This is a genomic window from Xanthomonas sp. CFBP 7698 (genome assembly GCF_003600855.1).
GTDB lineage: Bacteria > Pseudomonadota > Gammaproteobacteria > Xanthomonadales > Xanthomonadaceae > Xanthomonas > Xanthomonas cannabis.
This window is the reverse complement of the sequence record NZ_PRDN01000001.1, coordinates 299,118-318,328: the sequence shown is the minus strand read 5'-3', so window position 1 is coordinate 318,328 and position 19,211 is coordinate 299,118. Positions and strand designations below refer to the sequence as shown.

At 66.3% G+C, this 19,211-nt stretch carries 18 protein-coding genes and 1 pseudogene; 13 read left to right on the top strand and 6 right to left on the bottom strand.

Annotation, left to right across the window (positions count from 1 at the left end; translation table 11 throughout):
* Positions 1 to 45: 45 nt before the first annotated feature.
* From edd to zwf, 4 genes are all read right to left on the bottom strand, one after another.
* Positions 46 to 1,962, bottom strand: coding sequence for a phosphogluconate dehydratase (edd, locus tag XnspCFBP7698_RS01345; protein WP_123137232.1), 1,917 nt, complete (start codon positions 1,960 to 1,962; stop codon positions 46 to 48).
* Between the two features lie 142 nt (positions 1,963 to 2,104).
* Positions 2,105 to 2,824 (bottom strand): 6-phosphogluconolactonase, encoded by a 720-nt coding sequence (pgl, locus tag XnspCFBP7698_RS01340; protein WP_039409036.1) that lies wholly within the window; start codon positions 2,822 to 2,824, stop codon positions 2,105 to 2,107.
* Positions 2,821 to 3,828 carry a glucokinase gene (gene glk, locus XnspCFBP7698_RS01335; protein ID WP_046964087.1) on the bottom strand — a complete coding sequence of 336 codons (1,008 nt, stop codon included), beginning with the start codon at positions 3,826 to 3,828 and terminating at the stop codon, positions 2,821 to 2,823. Before glk ends, pgl begins: the two co-directional genes overlap by 4 nt.
* A complete protein-coding gene (zwf, locus tag XnspCFBP7698_RS01330; RefSeq protein ID WP_104580695.1) occupies positions 3,825 to 5,255 on the bottom strand; it encodes a glucose-6-phosphate dehydrogenase in 1,431 nt (476 codons plus the stop codon). Before zwf ends, glk begins: the two co-directional genes overlap by 4 nt.
* Before the next feature lie 420 nt (positions 5,256 to 5,675).
* On the opposite strand from zwf, the gene ugpC reads away from it, so the two are divergent.
* Positions 5,676 to 6,764 carry a sn-glycerol-3-phosphate ABC transporter ATP-binding protein UgpC gene (gene ugpC / locus XnspCFBP7698_RS01325; protein WP_047694870.1) on the top strand — a complete coding sequence of 363 codons (1,089 nt, stop codon included), beginning with the start codon at positions 5,676 to 5,678 and terminating at the stop codon, positions 6,762 to 6,764.
* On the opposite strand, the gene XnspCFBP7698_RS01320 is transcribed toward ugpC, so the two are convergent.
* Positions 6,761 to 7,633 (bottom strand): folate-binding protein YgfZ, encoded by an 873-nt coding sequence (locus XnspCFBP7698_RS01320; protein ID WP_104580694.1) that lies wholly within the window; start codon positions 7,631 to 7,633, stop codon positions 6,761 to 6,763. The two genes, ugpC and XnspCFBP7698_RS01320, sit on opposite strands and share 4 nt — an antisense overlap.
* On the opposite strand from XnspCFBP7698_RS01320, the gene XnspCFBP7698_RS21860 reads away from it, so the two are divergent.
* From XnspCFBP7698_RS21860 to lolD, 10 genes are all read left to right on the top strand, one after another.
* Complete coding sequence (locus tag XnspCFBP7698_RS21860; RefSeq protein WP_338063804.1) at positions 7,535 to 7,843, top strand: DUF1674 domain-containing protein; 309 nt, start codon at positions 7,535 to 7,537, stop codon at positions 7,841 to 7,843. The two genes, XnspCFBP7698_RS01320 and XnspCFBP7698_RS21860, sit on opposite strands and share 99 nt — an antisense overlap.
* Before the next feature lie 56 nt (positions 7,844 to 7,899).
* Positions 7,900 to 8,295, top strand: coding sequence for a succinate dehydrogenase, cytochrome b556 subunit (sdhC, locus tag XnspCFBP7698_RS01310; protein WP_047694866.1), 396 nt, complete (start codon positions 7,900 to 7,902; stop codon positions 8,293 to 8,295).
* Positions 8,292 to 8,678: a succinate dehydrogenase, hydrophobic membrane anchor protein gene (gene sdhD / locus XnspCFBP7698_RS01305; RefSeq protein ID WP_039409052.1), complete on the top strand. Its 387-nt coding sequence runs from the start codon at positions 8,292 to 8,294 to the stop codon at positions 8,676 to 8,678. Before sdhC ends, sdhD begins: the two co-directional genes overlap by 4 nt.
* 33 nt (positions 8,679 to 8,711) lie before the next feature.
* A complete protein-coding gene (gene sdhA, locus XnspCFBP7698_RS01300) occupies positions 8,712 to 10,502 on the top strand; it encodes a succinate dehydrogenase flavoprotein subunit (RefSeq protein ID WP_039409054.1) in 1,791 nt (596 codons plus the stop codon).
* Positions 10,503 to 10,505: 3 nt separating this feature from the next.
* Positions 10,506 to 10,715, top strand: coding sequence for a hypothetical protein (locus XnspCFBP7698_RS21675; protein WP_047694864.1), 210 nt, complete (start codon positions 10,506 to 10,508; stop codon positions 10,713 to 10,715).
* 16 nt (positions 10,716 to 10,731) lie between these two features.
* Complete coding sequence (locus XnspCFBP7698_RS01290; protein ID WP_039409057.1) at positions 10,732 to 11,514, top strand: succinate dehydrogenase iron-sulfur subunit; 783 nt, start codon at positions 10,732 to 10,734, stop codon at positions 11,512 to 11,514.
* Positions 11,515 to 11,622: 108 nt separating this feature from the next.
* Positions 11,623 to 11,871 carry a succinate dehydrogenase assembly factor 2 gene (locus tag XnspCFBP7698_RS01285; protein ID WP_047694862.1) on the top strand — a complete coding sequence of 83 codons (249 nt, stop codon included), beginning with the start codon at positions 11,623 to 11,625 and terminating at the stop codon, positions 11,869 to 11,871.
* On the top strand, positions 11,822 to 12,274 hold the full coding sequence (locus tag XnspCFBP7698_RS01280) for a protein YgfX (protein WP_104580693.1): 453 nt from the start codon (positions 11,822 to 11,824) through the stop codon (positions 12,272 to 12,274). The genes XnspCFBP7698_RS01285 and XnspCFBP7698_RS01280 overlap by 50 nt, the downstream gene beginning before the upstream one ends.
* 23 nt (positions 12,275 to 12,297) lie before the next feature.
* The gene (locus XnspCFBP7698_RS01275; protein ID WP_104580692.1) at positions 12,298 to 13,539 is read left to right on the top strand and encodes a lipoprotein-releasing ABC transporter permease subunit; all 1,242 of its coding nucleotides are present in this window, start codon (positions 12,298 to 12,300) and stop codon (positions 13,537 to 13,539) included.
* On the top strand, positions 13,532 to 14,287 hold the full coding sequence (gene lolD, locus XnspCFBP7698_RS01270; protein ID WP_047694857.1) for a lipoprotein-releasing ABC transporter ATP-binding protein LolD: 756 nt from the start codon (positions 13,532 to 13,534) through the stop codon (positions 14,285 to 14,287). The genes XnspCFBP7698_RS01275 and lolD overlap by 8 nt, the downstream gene beginning before the upstream one ends.
* Before the next feature lie 346 nt (positions 14,288 to 14,633).
* On the opposite strand, the gene XnspCFBP7698_RS01265 is transcribed toward lolD, so the two are convergent.
* Entirely contained in the window at positions 14,634 to 15,698 is a 1,065-nt protein-coding gene (locus tag XnspCFBP7698_RS01265; protein WP_047694855.1) for an SDR family oxidoreductase, read from the bottom strand.
* A 425-nt stretch (positions 15,699 to 16,123) separates the two neighbouring features.
* Between XnspCFBP7698_RS01265 and XnspCFBP7698_RS01260 the strand changes: the two are divergent.
* Positions 16,124 to 18,682: pseudogene (locus XnspCFBP7698_RS01260) on the top strand (DNA internalization-related competence protein ComEC/Rec2).
* Positions 18,582 to 19,211 (top strand): MotA/TolQ/ExbB proton channel family protein, encoded by a 630-nt coding sequence (locus XnspCFBP7698_RS01255; protein ID WP_343125103.1) that lies wholly within the window; start codon positions 18,582 to 18,584, stop codon positions 19,209 to 19,211. Before XnspCFBP7698_RS01260 ends, XnspCFBP7698_RS01255 begins: the two are co-directional and overlap by 101 nt.

The following is a 19,211-nucleotide window of genomic DNA, read 5'->3' as shown; positions in this document are numbered from 1 at the left end:
CCATTAGACGGCGGCCGCCTGGGCGGCCGCGCAGAGGGTAAGGGGTCAGGCGTCCTTGGACTCGTGCGGTGCAGCCGCCGCGGCCGCATCGGCCCCGAGTTCGTATTCGGCGTCGTAGCTCCAGAGCGCACCGTCCGGATGGGTCGGGCCGCAGGAAATGGAGATCGCGCCCTGGTCGGCCGGGCCGACGACCTGCCGGTTGATCGCAAACAGGTTGCGGCCCAGGTCGTTGCCCGCCACGGCGGTGTTCGGCGCCACTTCGCGCGATGCCCATTCTTCGGCCGACACCAGCACTTCCAGGGTGCCGGCTTCGCCGTCCAGACGTACGATGTCGCCTTCGCGGACGCGTCCGATCGGGCCGCCGCGCGCCGCCTCGGGAGTGAGATGGATCGCCGCCGGGAACTTGCCCGACGCGCCGGAAAGGCGGCCATCGGTCACCAAGGCCACGCGGCGGCCCTGGTTCTGCAACAGGCCCAGCAACGGCGCCATCGAATGCAGCTCGGGCATGCCGTTCGCGCGCGGGCCCTGGTAGCGCAGCACCACCACGAAATCGTGCGGCAGCACGCCGGCGGCATGCAGCTTGTTGAGCACCTGCGGCGTGTCGATCACCACCGCCGGCGCTTCGATCTTGCGATGCTGCGGCTTGACCGCCGACAGCTTGATCAGCGACCGCCCCAGGTTGCCGCGCAGCAGGCGTAGCCCGCCCTGCGCTTCGAAGGCATCGCTGACCGGGCGCGCCACGCTGTCGTCGGCGGTGGTCGCGGTACCCGGAACATAGGTGACCTTGCCGTCCTGCAGGCGCGGCTCGTTGACGTAGGCGCGCATGCCGCCTTCGACCACGGTGGGCAGGTCGTCGTGCATGTAGCCGGCGTCCATCAGCTCGCGGAACACGAACGCAGTGCCGCCCGCGGCCTGGAAGCGGTTCACGTCGGCCTCCCCATTCGGATAGACGCGGGTCAGTAGCGGCACGGTCTGCGAAATCAGATCCATGTCGTCCCAGGTCAGCACGATGCCGGCCGCACGTGCCACCGCGATCCAGTGGATGGTGTGGTTGGTCGAGCCGCCGGTGGCCATCAGCGCGACCACCGCGTTGACGATGGCGCGCTCGTCGATCAGACGGCCGAACGGGCGGAAATCCTGGCCCAACGCGGAGATCGCCAACGCACGTGCGGTGCCCTCGCGGGTCAACGCGTCGCGCAGCGGCAATTCCGGGTTGACGAACGAGGCGCCGGGCAACTGCACGCCCATCGCCTCCAGCAACACCTGGTTGGAATTGGCGGTGCCGTAGAAGGTGCAGGTGCCGGGCGAGTGATACGAGGAAGATTCCGCTTCCAGCAGTTCGGCGCGGGTGGCTTCGCCAGCGGCATAGCGCTCGCGCACTTCGGCCTTCTGCTTGTTCGGGATGCCCGGCGTCATCGGGCCGGCCGGCATGAAGATCGCCGGCAGGTGCCCAAATGCCAGCGCGCCGATCAACAGCCCCGGCACGATCTTGTCGCATACGCCCAGGTACACCACGCTGTCGAACATGTCGTGACTCAGGCCGATCGCGGCAGCCTGGGCAATGTTGTCGCGCGAGAACAGCGACAGTTCCATGCCGGCGCGGCCCTGGGTCACGCCGTCGCACATGGCCGGCACGCCACCGGCGACCTGCGCGGTGGCGCCGAGCGAACGCGCCGTCTCGCGGATCAGCTGCGGATAATGCTCGAACGGCTGATGCGCCGACAGCATGTCGTTATAGGCGGTGATGATGCCCAGATTGGGGGTGGCCGCACCGCGCAGGCGCGACTTGTCGGTCGGCTCGGACGCAGCAAAACCATGGGCAAGATTGCCGCAGCTCAAACGGCTACGGAATGGTCCCTCGCGCAGGGCGGCATCGAGACCGGCCAGATACGCCGCGCGCGACGGCGCGCTGCGCTTGCGGATACGGTCGGTGACAGCTTGGATGTTCGGATGCAGGCTCATTGGCTACCGGCTATGAGAAACGGGAAAGGAAATGCGCTTTTAATTCCCCGCACATGGATGTGCGGGCTGTTGCGAAGGACTCGCACGAAATCGGCTGTTGCGAAGGACTCGCACAAGATCGCCTCCTGCGAGGGAACTCGCATCACTGACACCAATGCACCCGCAAGCGCGGACCAGGCTGCTGCAGCGCCACGCGGATCGGGTACTCGCCGACATCCTCGCCTGCCAGCGCGGCCTGCAACACATCCAGCTTCTGCTTGCCGCGCAACAGCAGCAGGCGGGTCGGAATCGCGGACAGACCGGCAGGCGTGAGGGTGATGCGCAATGGCCACTGGTTCGCGCCCGGGCAGCCGGTCGCATCCAGCGAGGCGTACGGCTGCGGGCTGGCGAGCGCCTTGGGCAGGTCGGTGGAGCCTGGGAACAGCGAAGCGGTGTGTCCGTCGCCGCCCATGCCCAGCACCGCCAGACAGGCCGGCTCGGCATGGGTGGCCTGCAGATTGGCGGTGTGCACGCACTCGGGCAACTGCTTGCCGGGGCGCACCAGCGGGATGAAGGTGGCCGCCGGCGCATGGGTCAGGAAGCTGTGATTGACCAGCCAGGCGTTGCTGTCCTGGTCCTGTGGCGAGAGCCAGCGCTCGTCGACCAGGCCCACCTCCACCCGCGACCAGTCCAGCGGGCGGTGGGCGAGGGATTCGTACACCGGCGCCGGCGTCGTACCGCCCGAGAGCAGCATGCGCGCCTGGCCTCGCCGCGAGATCTCCTGTTCGAGCAGGTCGGCCATTTCGCTGGCCACCGCCTCGGTCCACTCGGCCGGGTCTTCGTAACGCACCAGGGTGATGCGCGGGTTGTCCTGCAGGTTCATCGCTGCTCCCCGGGGTGCTGGCGTTGCGCGTCCACCGCATACGCGGCGGCGCCAAGCAGACCGGCATGCGGATGCATGACCGCCAGCGACGGCACCCGCGACATGATGGCGGAGAACCGCCCCTTGTGTTCGAAACGCTGGCGGAAGCCGGAGTGCTGCAGCGAATCCAGCACCTTGGGCACCAGCCCGCCGGTGAGGAACACGCCGTCCCAGGCGCCCTGCATCAGCACCATGTCGCCGGCGATCGCACCGAAGATGGCGCAGAACAGGTCGATGGTGCGCGCCGAACGCGGGTCGCCAGCGGCTGCGCGTGCGGTGATGTCCTTGGGCTCCAGCGGGCCCGGGTCGATCCCGGCGATCTCGCTCAGGGCGCGATGGATGTTGACCAGCCCAGGCCCGCAGATCAGGCGCTCGTTGGAGACCCGGCCGAACTGCTCGGAGAGGATCTCCAGCACGCGGATTTCCTCGGGCGTGCCCGGCGGGAAGCTGACATGGCCACCTTCGGTTTCCAGCGGAAAACAGCGCCCGTTGCGGATGATCAGACCACCCACGCCCAGGCCGGTGCCGGGGCCGATCACGCCATAGTTGCGCGGCTGATCGATCGGCGCCGGCCGCCAGCTGGCGCCGCCGACCTGCACCACGTCCTGTGGCCGCAACAGGCTGATCGCCATGGCCTGGGCGGCGAAGTCGTTGATCAGGTGCAGCGTACTGAAACCCAGCATGCTGGCGGTGCGCGTGCGCGAGATCACCCACGGATGATTGGTGATGCGGGCTTCGTCGCCATCGACGCGGCCGGCCACGGCGAACACGCCCTGGGTGGCCTGCACGCCGATCTGGTCGAGGTAGTAACGCGCGGCTTCGCCAAGCGAAGCGAACTCCACCACCGCAAATTCGCGCGAGGTGTCATCCAGCAGCGGTACCGAGGCGTCGACATCGGCCAGCGCGAAGCGGGCGTTGGTGCCGCCGATATCGGCAACCAGCACCGGCTTGGAAGGAGCGGTCATGCGTTGTTTCCCTGTGCGTCGGTGGCCGGAGGCAGGAACGGGGTAGCGGCGTCGGGGCCCCAGCTGCCAGCCGGGTAGGGCTGCAGCGGCAGGGCTGCGTCCTTCCAGGCATCGCTGACGCTGTCGATCCAGGCCCACGCGGCCTTGACCTCGTCATCGCGCACGAACAGGGCCGGGTTGCCGTTGAAGGCGTCCACGAACAGCCGCTCGTAAGCGATGCGGCGGTGCAGGCCGGTTGGCACCGACAGTTCCAGTTCCAGCGGCTGCAGTTCGATGGCGCCCCATTCCGGGCCGGCCAGGCTGCTCATCAGGCCGAGTTCGATGTTTTCCTGCGGCTGCAGCTGGAAGGTCAGGCGGTTGGGCACCGCGTTCTGGCGGTCCGGGCGCTCGAACAGCCAATGCGTGACCGGCTTGAGCGTCACCACGATCCGGGTGGAGCGCTCGGCCAGGCGCTTGCCGGTGCACAGGTGGAACGGCACCCCGGCCCAGCGCCAGTTGTCGATATGCGCAGTCACCGCGACGAAGGTTTCCACGTCGCTGCCTTCCGGCGGGTGATAGGCCTGCGCCGGTTGGCCGTTGATGGTGCCGGCGGTGTAGCGGCCGCGCACGCTGTCATGCGCGGCGTGGTCGGCGGTCATCGGGCGCAGCGCCCGCAGTACCTTGACCTTCTCGTCGCGGATGCGGTCGGCTTCCAGCGAGGCCGGCGGCTCCATCGCCACCAGGCACAGCAGCTGCAGGATATGGCTCTGCACCATGTCGCGCAGTGCGCCGGAGCGCGCGTAATACGCGTCGCGCCCGTCCACGCCTTCGCTTTCGGCGACCAGGATCTGCACCGACTCGATATACGTGCGGTTCCACACCGCTTCGAGCAGCGTGTTGCCGAAGCGCAGCGCGATCAGGTTCTGCACCGCCGCCTTGCCCAGGTAATGGTCGAGACGGAACACGCGGTCTTCGTCGATCAGCGCGCCGATCGACTGCAGGATCTCGCGGGCGCTGTCCGAATCGTGGCCGATCGGTTTTTCCAGCATCAGCCGGTGCGGTGCCGCCAGCGCGCCACCCAGGGCCAGGCCCTGGCAGGTGCTGATGTACAGCCCCGGCGGGATCGCCAGGTAGCTCACGCACTGGCGGTTGGCCAGCTCGCGCACGGCATTGGCCACCGACTCGGCATCGCGCAGATCCACCGAGCGGTAGTCCACCCGCTGCAGCAATGTCTGGATCTGCTCGGGCGTGGCGATCGGCAACGCCTCGGTCAGGCGCGGCCGCAGCACCTCGCGGAACGCCTCGGTGTCGTGCGGCGACAATGCCAGCGCACGGATGCGGAAGTCCTCCGGCAACAGGCCGTCGACGAACAAGCGCAGCAGGGAGGGGAAGAGATAGCGCTGGGCGAGATCGCCGGTGGCGCCGAACAGGATCAGGGTGTTGTGCATGGACCGAGTTTCAGATTCTGGAGACATCGTTATCAGCGGCTTGGCGGAAAGGCGCCGGACAGCCGGCGGTCGGTACGTCTGTTCCTGAGCGACACTTGCGTGCGCGCAGCGGGGGATGGACGCTGACGTCCAGCCCCCGATTGTTGCAGCAACGGGCCGTGAGGGGTTAGCGCCCCGGCGGCATACCTGCACCTGCGTGGCGGAATGCCGGGTGGCGAGTCACTGGTGACGCCACTGGAAACTGCGGCGTGCGTCGGTAGCGGCATGGTCCCTCCCGAGATCGATGTTGCCATGTGAAAACGATTACATGTCAGAATAAACCAATGCATTCGTTTGCACAGAGATTTCGCGCAAACGGGTCGGTCGTCATTGCCGTCGGGAGGGCCGAGGGCAGGGCGCATACACAGTCGAGGCCGAACGATGGCGAAAGTGCAGTTGGAAGGTGTCCGCAAGGTCTATGAAAACGGCCAGGTGGCGGTGCAGGGCGCAAGCTTCGAGGTCGCCGACGGCGAGTTGATGGTGCTGGTCGGGCCGTCCGGCTGCGGAAAGTCGACCTTGCTGCGCATGATCGCCGGGCTGGAGGACATCAGCGCCGGCACGCTCAAGATCGGCGAGCGCGTGGTCAACGACGTGGCGCCGAAAGACCGCGACATCGCCATGGTGTTCCAGAGCTACGCGCTGTATCCGCACATGACCGTCGCCGAGAATCTGGCCTTCGGGCTCAAGCTGCGCGGCCACCCGAAGCAGGTCATCGCCGAGCGCGTCAACAATGCGGCCGAGCTGCTGGGCCTGACCCCGATGCTGGACAAGCTGCCCAAGGCCATGTCCGGCGGCCAGCGCCAGCGCGTGGCACTGGGCCGGGCGATGGTGCGCGAATCCTCGGTGTTCCTGCTCGATGAGCCGCTGTCCAACCTGGACGCCAAGCTGCGCCACAGCGTGCGCACCGAGATCGCGCAGCTGCATCGCAAGCTCGGCACCACCATGATCTATGTCACCCACGACCAGGTCGAGGCGATGACGCTCGGCCAGCGCATCGTGGTGCTCAAGGACGGCGTGATCCAGCAGATCGACAGCCCGATGGCGCTGTACGACCGCCCGGCCAATCTGTTCGTGGCCGGCTTTCTGGGCAGCCCGGCAATGAATGTGCTGCAGGGGCGTCTGGACGAGCAGGATGGCCTGCACCTGGTGCTGGCCGACGGCTGGCGGGTGCCGTTGGGCGCTGCCCGGGTTGATCGTCGCTGGTTCGGTCAGGACGTGATCGTCGGCGTGCGCCCCGAGCACCTGCAACCGTCCGAAGACGCACGGCTGGGCTTCGAGGCACGGGTGGAAGTGATCGAGCCGGTAGGCAACGAGATCTTCCTCAACCTGGACCGCGGCGGCCAGCCGCTGGTGATCCGTGTGGCGCCGCAGGCCCTGCCTGCGGTCGGGCAGCCGCTGCGCCTGGCCTTGCGCAGTGATGCGCTGCATTTCTTCGACCCGGCGACCGGGCAGCGGCTGGAACCGGCCTAACGCTCCAGGCCGGGAAGGAGGGCGAGCGGGCGCGCGCGGTGCGCGCCTGCCTGCAGCACGGCGTCATCGCCCAGGGCCAGATCCAGCGGAAGCACGGCCAGCGCCAGTGGTTCGGCGACACTGACCACTGTCCCGATGGCGGTGCCGTCGAGCACGACACTGTCGCCGGCTTCGGCCTTGCCTTCGATCTTCAGCAACTGCAACGCACGCTTGGCCTTGCCCAGAAAGTGCGTGCGCGCCACGATTTCTTGGCCGGGGTAGCAGCCCTTCTTGACGCTGAAGGCGTGCAGACGGTCCAGCGCAAGTTGTTGCGGCGTCCACTGTTCGCGCTGGGCCTGCGGCAGGCGAACCAGCCCCAGTTGCAGATCTTCCTGGCGCCATCGCGCGTCGATGCTCGGCACTTCCATAGGCGCGGCCAATGCCGTGTGCTGCACAAGCAGCAGCGTGCGCGGCCGCCCGGCTGTGCCCATGTCCAGCGCGATATGCAGCGTTCCGATATCGGCGTGTGCACCGTACGCGCGTTGCGCCGGCTCGAAGCCGCCGTACGCCGATAGCTTGATGGCGTTGATTGTCAGCTTGCGCCGGAACACGAAACGGCCGAGCTGCGCGGCGATCTCGGCTGCATTGCCGTCCGGCAACAGCATCAGCAATTGCGCGTCGTCCTCACGCAGGAGTGCGAAGATGGCAACCACGCGCCCCTTCGCCGTCAACCACGCATTCCATTGCCACTGCCCGATCGCCAGCGCCTGGACGTCATTGGCAAATTGGGCATGCGCAAACGCCACTGCATCCGCGCCGGCCAATCGGACGTATTGCATGTCGTGCAGGGAGCCAAAACCCTGCGGAATAAGATTCAGGTTGTCAGCCACGGAAGGGGAGGACTAAAATCGCAATGTTGTGAGACCACTATGATAGGCCATCCAACCCCCACGCCATCGCAGGATTCCGAGACGCAGCCTTCCCCTCAGGAGCACATTCCCGAGAAGAAGCCACTGCCCAAAGAGATCGGTGGGCGCGACGGCCCTGAGCCAACGCGCTACGGCGACTGGGAAAAAAATGGACGCTGCATCGATTTTTGAGCAGCTTTTAGCCACAGCGGCCTAGTGCCGCCCAGCCGAGATAACGAGCCCAGCGAATGGCGATCCGCGAACGTCCTCTTTCCCCGCATCTCCAGGTGTACCGCTGGCAGATCCAGATGGTGACCTCGATTCTCAATCGAGCCACCGGCATTGTTCTGTCGGTCGGCGCCTTGGGAATTGCCGCCGCCTTGCTCACATTGATGCTTGGCCCCGACCACTGGAATTGCCTGCGCGAACATGCTGCCGCCTGGTACGGGCAGGTGTTCCTGTTCGGCTGGACCTGGAGCTTTGCATTCCACCTGTTCGGTGGGTTGCGCCACATCCTGCAGGACTTTGGCCAGGGCTACGCCGTGCGTTCGTTCGTCAGCCTGGGCTGGCTGTCGGTGGTGCTGAGCCTGGTGCTCACCGCCGCGATCTGGGCTTACGTCCTGTTGTCTGGAGGTGCTGCATGAGCCGCTACCGTACCCCGCTCAAAAACGTGCGAGGCCTGGGTGCCGCCAAGACCGGTACCGAGCATTTCGTCGTCCAGCGCCTGACCGCCACCGCCCTGGTGCCGTTGTCGATCTGGTTCCTGATCTTCGTGCTGAGCCTGGTCGGCGCCGACCATGCGACCGCCAGCGCCGCCGTTGCCAAGCCGTGGAACGCGATTCTGCTGGTCGGCTTCCTGATCGCCTCGTTCTGGCATGCGCAGCTGGGCATGCAGGTGGTGCTGGAAGATTACGTGCACAACTCGCTGCTCGCGCTTGCGGCGCAGACCATCGTGCGCTTCGTCGCCGTGCTGGGCGCCATCGTCAGCGTGTTTGCCGTGGCGCGTATCGCGCTCGGCATCAGCTGAGTCGCCAGCGACCAAACAGGAATCCATAATTCGATGTCCGCTTACAAGATCACAGAACACAAGTACGACATGGTCGTGGTAGGCGCCGGCGGTGCCGGCCTGCGCGCCACGTTCGGTCTGGCCCAGAAGGGCTTGCAGACCGTCTGCCTGACCAAGGTCTTCCCGACCCGTTCGCATACCGTTGCCGCGCAGGGCGGTATTTCCGCGGCGCTCGGCAACATGGGCGAGGACGACTGGCGCTATCACTTCTACGACACCATCAAGGGCTCCGACTGGCTGGGCGACCAGGACGCGATCGAGTACATGTGTCGCGAGGCGATCCCGGCCATCATCGAGCTGGAGCACTACGGTGTGCCGTTCTCGCGCACCGAAGAGGGCAAGATCTACCAGCGTCCGTTCGGCGGCATGACCACCAAGTACGGCGAAGGCCCGTCCGCGCAGCGCACCTGCGCCGCAGCCGACCGTACCGGCCACGCCATGTTGCACACGCTGTACCAGCAGTCGCTGGCGCACAACGCGCGCTTCATGATCGAGTATTTCGCACTCGACCTGATCTTCGACGAAGAAGGCGTCTGCCGCGGCGTGCTTGCGCTGGACATGGCCGATGGCACGTTGCACCTGTTCCGCGCCCATGGCGTGGTGCTGGCCACCGGCGGTTACGGCCGTGCCTATTTCAGCGCCACCTCCGCGCATACCTGTACCGGTGACGGCGGCGGCCTGGTGATGCGTGCCGGCCTGCCGGTGCAGGACATGGAGTTCGTGCAGTTCCATCCCACCGGCATTTATGGTGCGGGCTGCCTGATCACCGAGGGCGTGCGCGGCGAAGGCGGCATTCTGCGTAACAGCAATGGCGAGCGCTTCATGGAGCGCTATGCACCGCACTACAAGGATCTGGCCTCGCGCGACGTGGTGTCGCGGTCGATGACGGTGGAGATCCGCGAAGGCCGTGGCGTGGGCGAGCACAAGGACCACATCCTGCTCGACCTGACCCACCTCGGCCCGGAAGTGATCAACGACAAGCTGCCCGGTATCGCCGAGAGCGCGCACATCTTTGCCGGTGTGGACGTGACCAAGCAGCCGATTCCGGTGCTGCCAACCGTGCACTACAACATGGGTGGCATCCCGACCAACTATTACGGCGAAGTCGTGCGCAAGCAGGGCGACAACCCGGACGCGGTGGTGCCCGGTCTGTACGCCATCGGCGAAGCTGCCTGCGTGTCGGTGCATGGCGCAAACCGCCTGGGCTCCAACTCGTTGCTGGACCTGGTGGTGTTCGGTCGTGCGGTGGCCAACCGTTGCGCCGAAACGGTCAAGACCAACCAGCCGCACAAGCCGCTGCCGTCCGATGCCTGCGACAAGGCGCTGGGCCTGCTGGACAAGCTGCGCTATGCCAACGGCTCCACGCCGACCTCGGTGATCCGCGACAACATGCAGCGCACCATGCAGTCGGACGCGGCCGTGTTCCGTACCAGCAAGACGCTGAAGGAAGGCGTGGACAAGATGGCCGAGATCTTCGCCTCCTTCGAAGACGTCAAGGTGTCGGACCGCTCGCTGGTGTGGAACTCGGACCTGATCGAGACCTACGAATTGAACAACCTGCTGCTCAATGCAGTGGCGACGATCAATTCGGCCGAGCAACGCAAGGAAAGCCGTGGCGCGCACTCGCACGAGGACTTCCCGGACCGCGACGACGTCAACTGGCAGAAGCACACGCTGGTGACCGTCGACGACAAGGGCAAGTGCGAATTCGAGTATCGCCCGGTGCACATGTACACGCTGAGCAAGGACGTGGACGTGGTCCCGCCGAAGCCGCGCGTGTACTGATTGATGCGTCTGCAACACGCCACGTCTGCGTCGAAGGTGCCTGCCGGTGTGTTCCGGCAGAGCGGCGCCATCGTGCAGCAACGAGGCCGTCGCAGGACGCAGGCGCAGCGCCGGCAACTGGCCGGCCGCTGCGCTATCGATTCGATGGTGGCATCCACCGTTTTCACTTTCATGCGCACGGTGCGGTTGTCGTTCGCACCGCGCATCGCCTGAGCCAACGAGAGCAGCTATGGCAGAGTTCACCCTCCCCAAGAATTCAAAGATCGGCAAGGGCAAGCATTACCCTGCACAGGGCGCCAAGAACACGCGCACCTTCAAGGTCTACCGCTGGGATCCGGATGGCGACGCCAACCCGCGTACCGACAGCTATGAGATCGATCTCGACAAGTGCGGCCCGATGGTGTTGGACGCGCTGATCAAGATCAAGAACGAGATCGACCCGACCCTGGCGTTCCGTCGTTCGTGCCGCGAAGGCATCTGCGGCTCGTGCGCGATGAACATCGACGGCACCAATACGCTGGCCTGCACCAAGGCGATTGCGGCCTGCGGCAAGTCGGAAGTGCCGATCTATCCGTTGCCGCACATGAGCGTGATCAAGGATCTGGTGCCGGACCTGACGCATTTCTATGCGCAGTACGCCTCGATCAAACCCTGGATCCGCACCCAGACCCCGCCGCCGCCGGATCGCGAGCGCCTGCAGTCGCCGGAAGATCGCAAGAAGCTCGACGGCCTGTACGAGTGCATCCTGTGCGCGTGCTGCTCGACCAGCTGCCCGAGCTACTGGTGGAACGGCGAGCGTTACCTGGGCCCGGCCATCCTGTTGCAGGCCTACCGCTGGATCATCGACTCGCGCGACGAAGACACCGGTGCGCGCCTGGACGATCTGGAAGACCCGTTCAAGCTGTATCGCTGCCACACCATCATGAACTGCGCACGGACCTGCCCGAAGGGCCTGAATCCGGCACTGGCCATTGCCGAAATCAAGAAGCTGATGATGGCGCGTCGCGCCTGATTGCTGGCAGCGCGGTCCCGCCTGGCGGGATGTGGTTCGCAGCGGCACCGGCCCTTGGGTCAGGTGCCGCTGTCGTTTTCGCCTCTGGCCAGGCGATAGGGAGATGAAATGGACGAGCAAACCTTGCTGAAAAAGCTGCGCTGGCGTTGCCGGCGTGGCATGCGTGAACTGGACCAACTGTTCGGGCGTTATCTGGATCAACGCTGGGCGCAGGCTTCCGAGTCCGAGCGCGCGGTTTTCCTACAGCTGCTGGATTGCGAAGACGATAAGTTGTGGCGCTGGTTCATGGGATACGAGGCCTGCCCCGATGCCGCCAATGCCGCCCTCATCGCCGATATCCGCGCCTTGCCGGCTTGAGTGGCGGCCTTCGCGCGGGCTTGTCTGCGCAGTGAGCGCACTGGCCGTGCTGGCGCTGTGCGCGGTGTGGCGTAGCGGGGTGCCGCTGTGGCTGGCGGCGTTGCTGTCTGCCTGGGTGCCGGTATCTGCCGCGCGCTCGCTTGGGGCGTTGTTGCGCTCGCCTGCGCGGCAGGTGCTGATCCCGTGGGGCGAGCTGCCCGCCAGCATCGACGGCCAAGCCGTGCAGGCCCTGCAGGTTGCGTGGCGTGGGCCGATCGCGGTGGTGTCGTGGACACGTGCCGATGCACGCCGCGAACGCCTGCATTTCTGGCCTGACACCCTGCCGGCGACGCAACGACGTGAACTGCGTCTGGCCGCTCACGCACACGCCATTTCGTCCCGGCGGTCGCTAGTGGCACCATAGCGTCCCTTTCCTGGTTGAACCGCATGTTCAAACCTATCCCGGTTGCCATCGGCTTGCGCTACCTGCGCGCCAAGCGGCGCAATGGCTTCATCTCGTTTATCTCGATGGCATCGATCCTGGGCATCGCCCTGGGCGTCACCGTGCTGATCACCACGCTGGCGGTGATGAGCGGTTTCCAGAAAGAGATCCGCGACCGTCTGTTGCAGATGGCCGCGCATGCCACCGTCAGTGCCGACGGCGCGCCCATGCGCGATTGGGAGCATGCGGTCGAGGTCGCCATGGCCGACCCGCGTATCGCTGGCGCGGCCCCCTACATCGAAACCGAATCGTTGCTGCAGGGCCCGCGCAAGCAGCCGGCCATCGTGCGTGGCGTCGTCCCGTCGGAAGAGGCCAAGGTGTCGGTGCTGGCCAAGAAGATGCAGCAGGGCTCGGTGGACAGCCTGACGCCCGGTTCCTACAACATCGTCATCGGCAAGGAACTGGCCCTGTGGCTGGGCGTGGACGTAGGCGACGGCATCGTCGTGCTGCTCAGCGATACCCAGGCCACGCCGTTGGGCGCCATGCCGCGGCTCAAGCGCTTTACCGTCAGTGGAATCTTCGAGGCCGGTTACAACGAAATCGATCGCGGACTGGCAGTGGTCAACATGCAGGATCTGGCGCGCGTCTTGCGCATGGACGGCGTGACCGGCGTGCGCCTGAAACTGCACGACATGGATCAGGCCTGGCCGGTGGCGCGCGATCTGGCGGTGAAACTGCACGGCCCGTACCGGGTGAGCGACTGGACGCAGGAAAACGCCAATCTCTATCACTCGCTGAAGATGGAAAAGACCGTGATGGGCATCCTGCTGTCGCTGATCGTGGCGATGGGCGCCTTCAACCTAGTGTCGTCGCAGGTGATGCTGGTGACCGACAAGCAGGCCGACATCGCCATCCTGCGCACACTGGGCCTGTCGCCCGGCGGGGTGATGCAGGTGTTCATGGTGCAGGGGTCGTTGATCGGTTTCATGGGCACGATCATGGGCGTGATCGGCGGCATCGTGCTGACGCTCAATCTCGAGCGCATCCTTGGTGTGATCGAAACGATCTTCAGCGTCAAGCTGCTGCCGGAAGACGTCTATTACATCACCGGCCTGCCCACCGACATGCAGACCCAGGATGTGGTGGTGATCACCGTGGTGGCATTGGTGATGAGTTTCCTGGCGACCCTGTATCCGGCGTGGCGCGCCTCACGCACCCAGCCGGCGGAGGCGCTGCGTTATGAATGAGATCCGGGATTCGGGATTCGGGAATCGGGAATCGGTCGTGCAAAAGCCAAACCAAGCAGAGGCAGTGATTCGGGCCGAGGGTCTGGCCAAGACCTACGCCGAAGGCAAGATGCGCACGCCGGTTTTCGACGGCCTGGATCTGGCGGTGGCCACCGGCGAGACCGTGGCGATCGTCGGCGCGTCCGGTGCCGGCAAGAGCACCTTGCTGCACCTGCTTGGCGGGCTGGACATTCCGACCTCGGGCGAAGTGTATGTGGCGGGCGAGCGCATGTCGGCGCTGTCCGATGGCCAGCGCGGCAAGCTGCGCAACCAGGCGCTCGGTTTCGTGTATCAGTTCCATCACCTGCTGCCGGAATTCACCGCACTGGAGAACGTGATGATGCCGGTGCTGCTGTCGGGCCAGGACGTGCCGGTTGCCAGGGCGCAGGCGCTGCAGTTGCTGGAATCGGTCGGGCTCGGGCATCGCATCGAACACAAGCCCAGCGAGCTGTCGGGCGGCGAGCGTCAACGTTGCGCAGTGGCGCGCGCCCTGGTCAACAAGCCCGGCTGCGTGCTGGGCGACGAACCCACCGGCAATCTCGACGACAAGACCGCCGGCACGGTGTTCGAGCTGATGCTGGAACTCAACCGCGCGCAGCGCACCAGCCTGGTGCTGGTGACGCACGACCGCAGCCTGGCGCGGCGTCTGGACCGCGTGCTGGAGCTGCATCAAGGCAGGCTGCGCGAATTGGCGCCGTCGGCGGTGTAGTCAGTCACCGAGGCGCTGTCGCCGGTTCGGCAGCACTGCATCGGGAGGGCGATTGCGTTGCCCTCCACTAATGGGCAGAAGTCACCTGCACGATGTCTGCGGATCATTGTGGTATCGCAAGTGAGTATGCGGCGGCGCTTACCCGATCCGCCATGAGATGGGAATGACTGCGTTGCGTTCCGCGCGACGAACGCTGTGTGGGTGCTCCGCGCAACAAAAGCTGTACATGGCGCTCGGCGCAACGACAGAAGTACCGCACGTTACCGCCGCGACTTGCCGACCGTGATGCGGCAGATCGCGTACTGCTGCGGGTCGAGGCCGACCCGCAGCGATGCGACCCCACCGATCAGGGAATGATGCGCAGCGCCCGCAATCGGGTAAATAGCTCGAAGAACGAAGCGCGGCTATCGTAGAAATCTACGAAGCCCAGCTCGCGGCTCTTGGTCATGTCGTTGACGCACTCGATCTCGCGGCCCAGGTCCGCATCGGTGTGCCACCACGAGGCCAGGCGATTGACGTCCGCTTCCACCAGGTCGTGCTTTGCCGCCAGTTCGGCCCAGAGCGCAGGGGCCGCCTCGGTCAGGCGCGCTTCCAACGGCTGCGGTGTGTCTGGGCAGGGCGCGGCGTCGAGTTCGAAGAACGCGGCGATCTCGCCCCACATCCAGCGCCAACGGAATACATCGCCATTGACGGTGTTGAAGGCCTGGTTGCGTGCGGCCGGGCTCAAGCCCGCCCAGGCCAGCTGACGCCCGAGCAGCCCGGCATCGGTCAGATCGGTGAGGCTGTTCCACTGCGCCTGCGAGCCCGGGAATACGAAGGGCTGGCCGGTGTGCTTGCACAGCGATGCATAGACCGCCAGCGTCACGCCCATGTTCATCGCATTGCTGCCATTGGCCATGCCGATCATGGTGTGCGAACGATGCACGCTCCACCCGAAGCCATGACGCTCGGCGTGCGCGAACAGCAGATCTTCGAGGGTGTAATAGAAATTCTCGCCGGGCTGGCGTGGTTCGCTCTCGCGGAACGGCGTTTCGGCCTTGCCGCTGCCGTAATTTTCGAACGCACCCAGATAATGCTTGGTGCCGGTGACCAGGGCCATGTGCTGCAGCGGCGCATCGCTCAGCGCATCGCACAGGTGACGCATCATTGCGCCGTTGGCTTCGACGTTCTCGCGCTCGGTGTCGCGACGCGTCCAGGTGCAGAAAAATACGTGGGTAATCGGCAGGCCACGCAAGGCCTTGGCCGTGCTATCCGCGTCGAGCAGGTCGGCTGCGACGGGAATGACGCCATCCTGCGGCAGTGGGCGACGTGCGAGGCCGTAAACGGTCCATCCATCGGCAACCAGAACGTTGGCGAGGTTGTAACCGGAAATGCCGGTCACGCCGACAATCAATGCAATGCCTTTACGCATGTGGGGGAACTCCTCGGAAACAGCGTCGAACATAGCGCTTCGCTCATGAAATCGAGGCGAATTGGGGGTGGCGCCGGCTGGCAGGCTGCACTGGCGATCGTGCGTCACGTAGCGTCCTGCTGATCGGCACGGTGATGCCGCGATGGCGTAGACGGAAGCGGATGCCGCGGTGTCGCGCTCACCGCGTTCGATCGAGCTCGCTCGTCGGCTCCGTTGCTCGGCGTGCCGCTGCGCAGTGCAGGCATGTCGGCCGGGACGACCGCTGCAAGGTGCAACGCCCACCGCACTCTCGCGCCCGCGCAGGGTGTGTCCGTTACGATCCGCTTTTTCCTACCTGACACGGCGCAGATCGCCGCTATGGCCGGTCCGAGCCGTGGTCTAGGCTCGTGCTCTCGGCCTGAACCTTCAGGAGCTGGACCAGCGACATGGATGTGTCAGCACAAGCGCCGCCACCGCCGCGGTTTGCCTCGGCGGTACCTGTTGCAGCTGCCATGCTGCTGGGTGTCGTTGGCTGCGCGTGGTCGCCCGCAGTGCTGCCGCGCGCGCTCTACATGGGGTGCCTGCTCGCAGGCGTGCTGATCATCGGCATCGTCCTGTGGCGGTGGCCGCGCCACGGCGCCTGGATGCTGGGGCTTGCAACGGTGTCGCTGGGGTTTGGACTCACCGGCTGGCACGCCACCACCGTGCTGCAGTCGCAGCTGCTGCCAGGTGACGAAGCGCGCGAACGCGCGGTACAGGGGCGGATCATCGGCCTGCCAGTGGCCGAGCAACGCCGGACACGCTTCCAGCTGCGCGTCGACGCCGATCGGACGCAGCCGCCGGCATTGCGCGGCAAGCTGTTGCAGCTGGCCTGGTACGACGCCTTCGGCACCGACCGGATCGGCCCGCGCGCGGCCCTGCGCGCCGGAGCGCACTGGCAGCTGCGCCTCAAGCTGCGAGCGCCACGCGGCTTGCGTAACCCCGGCGGGTTCGATGCCGAACGCCAGGCCCTGGCGCAGCGCATCGCCGCGACCGGCTATGTGCGCGACCCCGACGGCGCGCGCCAGATCGTCGCGCCGCACGGTGTGGACGCCTGGCGCGACCGCATGTCGCAACGAATTGCCGAGCAGGTGCCCGGGCCTTCGGCGCCGTATCTGCGCGCCCTGGCACTGGGCGATACGCGTGGGCTGGACGATGCCGCATGGGCAACCTTGCGCGCGACCGGGCTCAGTCATCTGATCGCGATCTCGGGCTTCCATGTCGGCCTGGTGGCTGCCTTCTTTGCATTGGCAGTCGCCGGTGTGTGGCGATGGTGGCCGGGCCTGGCCATCGTGGTTCCACGCATCCACGCCGCAGCAATCGCTGCGTTGACCGGTGCGACCGCCTACGCGGTGCTGGCCGGCCTGGCCTTGCCGACGGTCCGCACCGTGTTGATGATCGCGGTCGTTGCCGTGGCGCGCGTGGCGCGTCGACGCGCCACAACGGCGCAGATGCTTGCGCTCGCCTTGCTCGCGGTAGTGGCCTGGGACCCGTTGAGCGTGCTGGTGGCAGGCTTCTGGCTCAGTTTCGCCGGCGTTGCCTGGCTGGTGTGGTGCCTGCCGGCCGACGACCGCGCCATCCTGCGGGGCTTTCTGTCCGCACAGACCGTTGCCACGGTGGGTCTGCTGCCGCTGACGGTCAGCTTGTTCGGGCAAGCCTCGCTGGTGGGCCCGTTTGCCAACCTGGTCGCGATTCCGTGGTGGACCTTCGTGGTTGTTCCGCTATGCCTGATCGGCACCGCACTGGAGGCACTGTACGTCGGAGCGGGGCTCTGGGCGTGGCAGTTGGCGGGGTGGTGTTTCGAGCTGACCTGGCCGGGCTTTGTCTGGCTTGGGCAGACCACGGTGGCCTTGTGGTGGGTGCCCGAATCCGATGCGGTCGCGCTGATCGCCGCGCTGCTGGGCGCGTTCTGGCTGTTGCTGCCGCGCGGCATGCCGGGCAAGACCATGGCGGCCCTGTTGTGGCTGCCGCTGCTCTGGCCGGATCGCGCCATGCCCGGCGCCGGCGAAGCCGACGTGCAGGTGATGGATGTGGGGCAGGGACTGGCGGTGCTGGTGCGCACGCAACGGCATGCACTGCTGTTGGACACCGGCCCTGCGGTGCGCGACGGCTTCGACGCCGGTGAGCGCGTGGTCCTGCCGGCCTTGCGCGCGCTCGGGGTGCGCAGGCTGGACGCACTCGTGCTCAGTCATGCCGATGCCGATCATGCCGGCGGCTATGCCGCGGTGCGCGCGGGGTTGCCGGTCGCAGCCACGTTGGCGCCACCCGGCGCACCGCTGGATGTCAGTGCGCGCTGTCATGCGGGGCAGCGCTGGGAGTGGGATGGCGTGCGCTTTCGCTTCCTGCATCCAGGTGCCGATTTCCCGTATTTGCGCAATCAATCCAGCTGCGTGCTGCTGGTGCAGACGCCACACGTCAGCGCCTTGCTTCCGGGGGATGTCGATGCGCTGGTGGAGCGTCGGCTGATGCGCGCGCAGGCGGGCGCGTTGCACGCCGACCTCGTGGTGGTGCCGCACCATGGCAGCGCAGACGGGTCGCATGCCGGCTTCGTTGCTGCCACCGGTGCGCGGTTGGCGCTGGTGTCCTCCGGTTACGGCAACCGCTTCGGGCATCCGCGCGCGCAGGTCGTGCAGCGTTGGCAGGACAGTGGCGCGGAGGTGCTCGATACGGCCGAGTCCGGCGCAATCAGGGTCTGGCTCGGCGCTGATGGCCTGCAGGTCCGCGAGCGACGGCGCTGGCAGCCGCGGCTGTGGGATGCTGCGGAACGGCGGCGGTCGGCTGCTATCCTATCGGTGAGCGAATAGGCGGCCGCGCTGCCGGAGGAATCACATCGTGTTGGAGCTGGTCAAGGCGGGCGGTTGGCCGATGGTGCCGTTGCTGTTGTTGGGTGTGGTCGCCTTGGCGATCGTGCTGGAACGTCTGTGGACCTTGCGCCGCAACGAGGTGACACCGCCCGGGCTGGGTGAGGAGGTCCGCAACTGGGCCGCACGCGGCAAGCTGGATCCCTCCCATATCGAATCGCTGCGGCGCAACTCGCCGTTGGGCGCGTTGCTGGCCGCCGCGCTGGATGTGCGTGGCCGGCCGCGTGATCTGATCCGCGAGCGGATCGAGGACACCGGTCGCCACGTGGTGCATCGCATGGAGCGTTATCTGAATGCGCTGGGCACGATTGCCTCGGCCGGGCCGTTGCTGGGGCTGCTGGGCACCGTGGTCGGTATGATCCAGATGTTCCTGGGCATCCTCGATCACGGCGTGGGCGATGTGAATCAGCTCGCCGGCGGCATCGGCAAGGCGCTGGTCTGTACCGCCACCGGCATGATCATCGCGGTGCCGGCATTGATGGCGCATCGCTTCTTCAAGGGGCGCATTGCCGGCTATATCATCGAGATGGAGCAGGAGGCCACCTTGCTGCTGGACACCATGGACGGCCGACCGGTTGTTTCGGCTGTAGTGCCGGCGCCGGCAGTCGCCAAGCCCGTCACGGCGAAGGGCTGA

Bases quoted from the DNA above. Each gene is read 5' to 3' on its own strand.
- edd (WP_123137232.1), bottom strand. From the start codon at position 1,962: ATGAGCCTGCATCCGAACATCCAAGCTGTCACCGACCGTATCCGCAAG.
- pgl (WP_039409036.1), bottom strand. From the start codon at position 2,824: ATGAACCTGCAGGACAACCCGCGCATCACCCTGGTGCGTTACGAAGAC.
- glk (WP_046964087.1), bottom strand. From the start codon at position 3,828: ATGACCGCTCCTTCCAAGCCGGTGCTGGTTGCCGATATCGGCGGCACC.
- zwf (WP_104580695.1), bottom strand. From the start codon at position 5,255: ATGCACAACACCCTGATCCTGTTCGGCGCCACCGGCGATCTCGCCCAG.
- ugpC (WP_047694870.1), top strand. From the start codon at position 5,676: ATGGCGAAAGTGCAGTTGGAAGGTGTCCGCAAGGTCTATGAAAACGGC.
- XnspCFBP7698_RS21860 (WP_338063804.1), top strand. From the start codon at position 7,535: ATGCGCAAACGCCACTGCATCCGCGCCGGCCAATCGGACGTATTGCAT.
- sdhC (WP_047694866.1), top strand. From the start codon at position 7,900: ATGGCGATCCGCGAACGTCCTCTTTCCCCGCATCTCCAGGTGTACCGC.
- sdhD (WP_039409052.1), top strand. From the start codon at position 8,292: ATGAGCCGCTACCGTACCCCGCTCAAAAACGTGCGAGGCCTGGGTGCC.
- sdhA (WP_039409054.1), top strand. From the start codon at position 8,712: ATGTCCGCTTACAAGATCACAGAACACAAGTACGACATGGTCGTGGTA.
- XnspCFBP7698_RS21675 (WP_047694864.1), top strand. From the start codon at position 10,506: ATGCGTCTGCAACACGCCACGTCTGCGTCGAAGGTGCCTGCCGGTGTG.
- XnspCFBP7698_RS01290 (WP_039409057.1), top strand. From the start codon at position 10,732: ATGGCAGAGTTCACCCTCCCCAAGAATTCAAAGATCGGCAAGGGCAAG.
- XnspCFBP7698_RS01285 (WP_047694862.1), top strand. From the start codon at position 11,623: ATGGACGAGCAAACCTTGCTGAAAAAGCTGCGCTGGCGTTGCCGGCGT.
- XnspCFBP7698_RS01280 (WP_104580693.1), top strand. From the start codon at position 11,822: ATGCCGCCAATGCCGCCCTCATCGCCGATATCCGCGCCTTGCCGGCTT.
- XnspCFBP7698_RS01275 (WP_104580692.1), top strand. From the start codon at position 12,298: ATGTTCAAACCTATCCCGGTTGCCATCGGCTTGCGCTACCTGCGCGCC.
- lolD (WP_047694857.1), top strand. From the start codon at position 13,532: ATGAATGAGATCCGGGATTCGGGATTCGGGAATCGGGAATCGGTCGTG.
- XnspCFBP7698_RS01265 (WP_047694855.1), bottom strand. From the start codon at position 15,698: ATGCGTAAAGGCATTGCATTGATTGTCGGCGTGACCGGCATTTCCGGT.
- XnspCFBP7698_RS01255 (WP_343125103.1), top strand. From the start codon at position 18,582: ATGGTGCCGTTGCTGTTGTTGGGTGTGGTCGCCTTGGCGATCGTGCTG.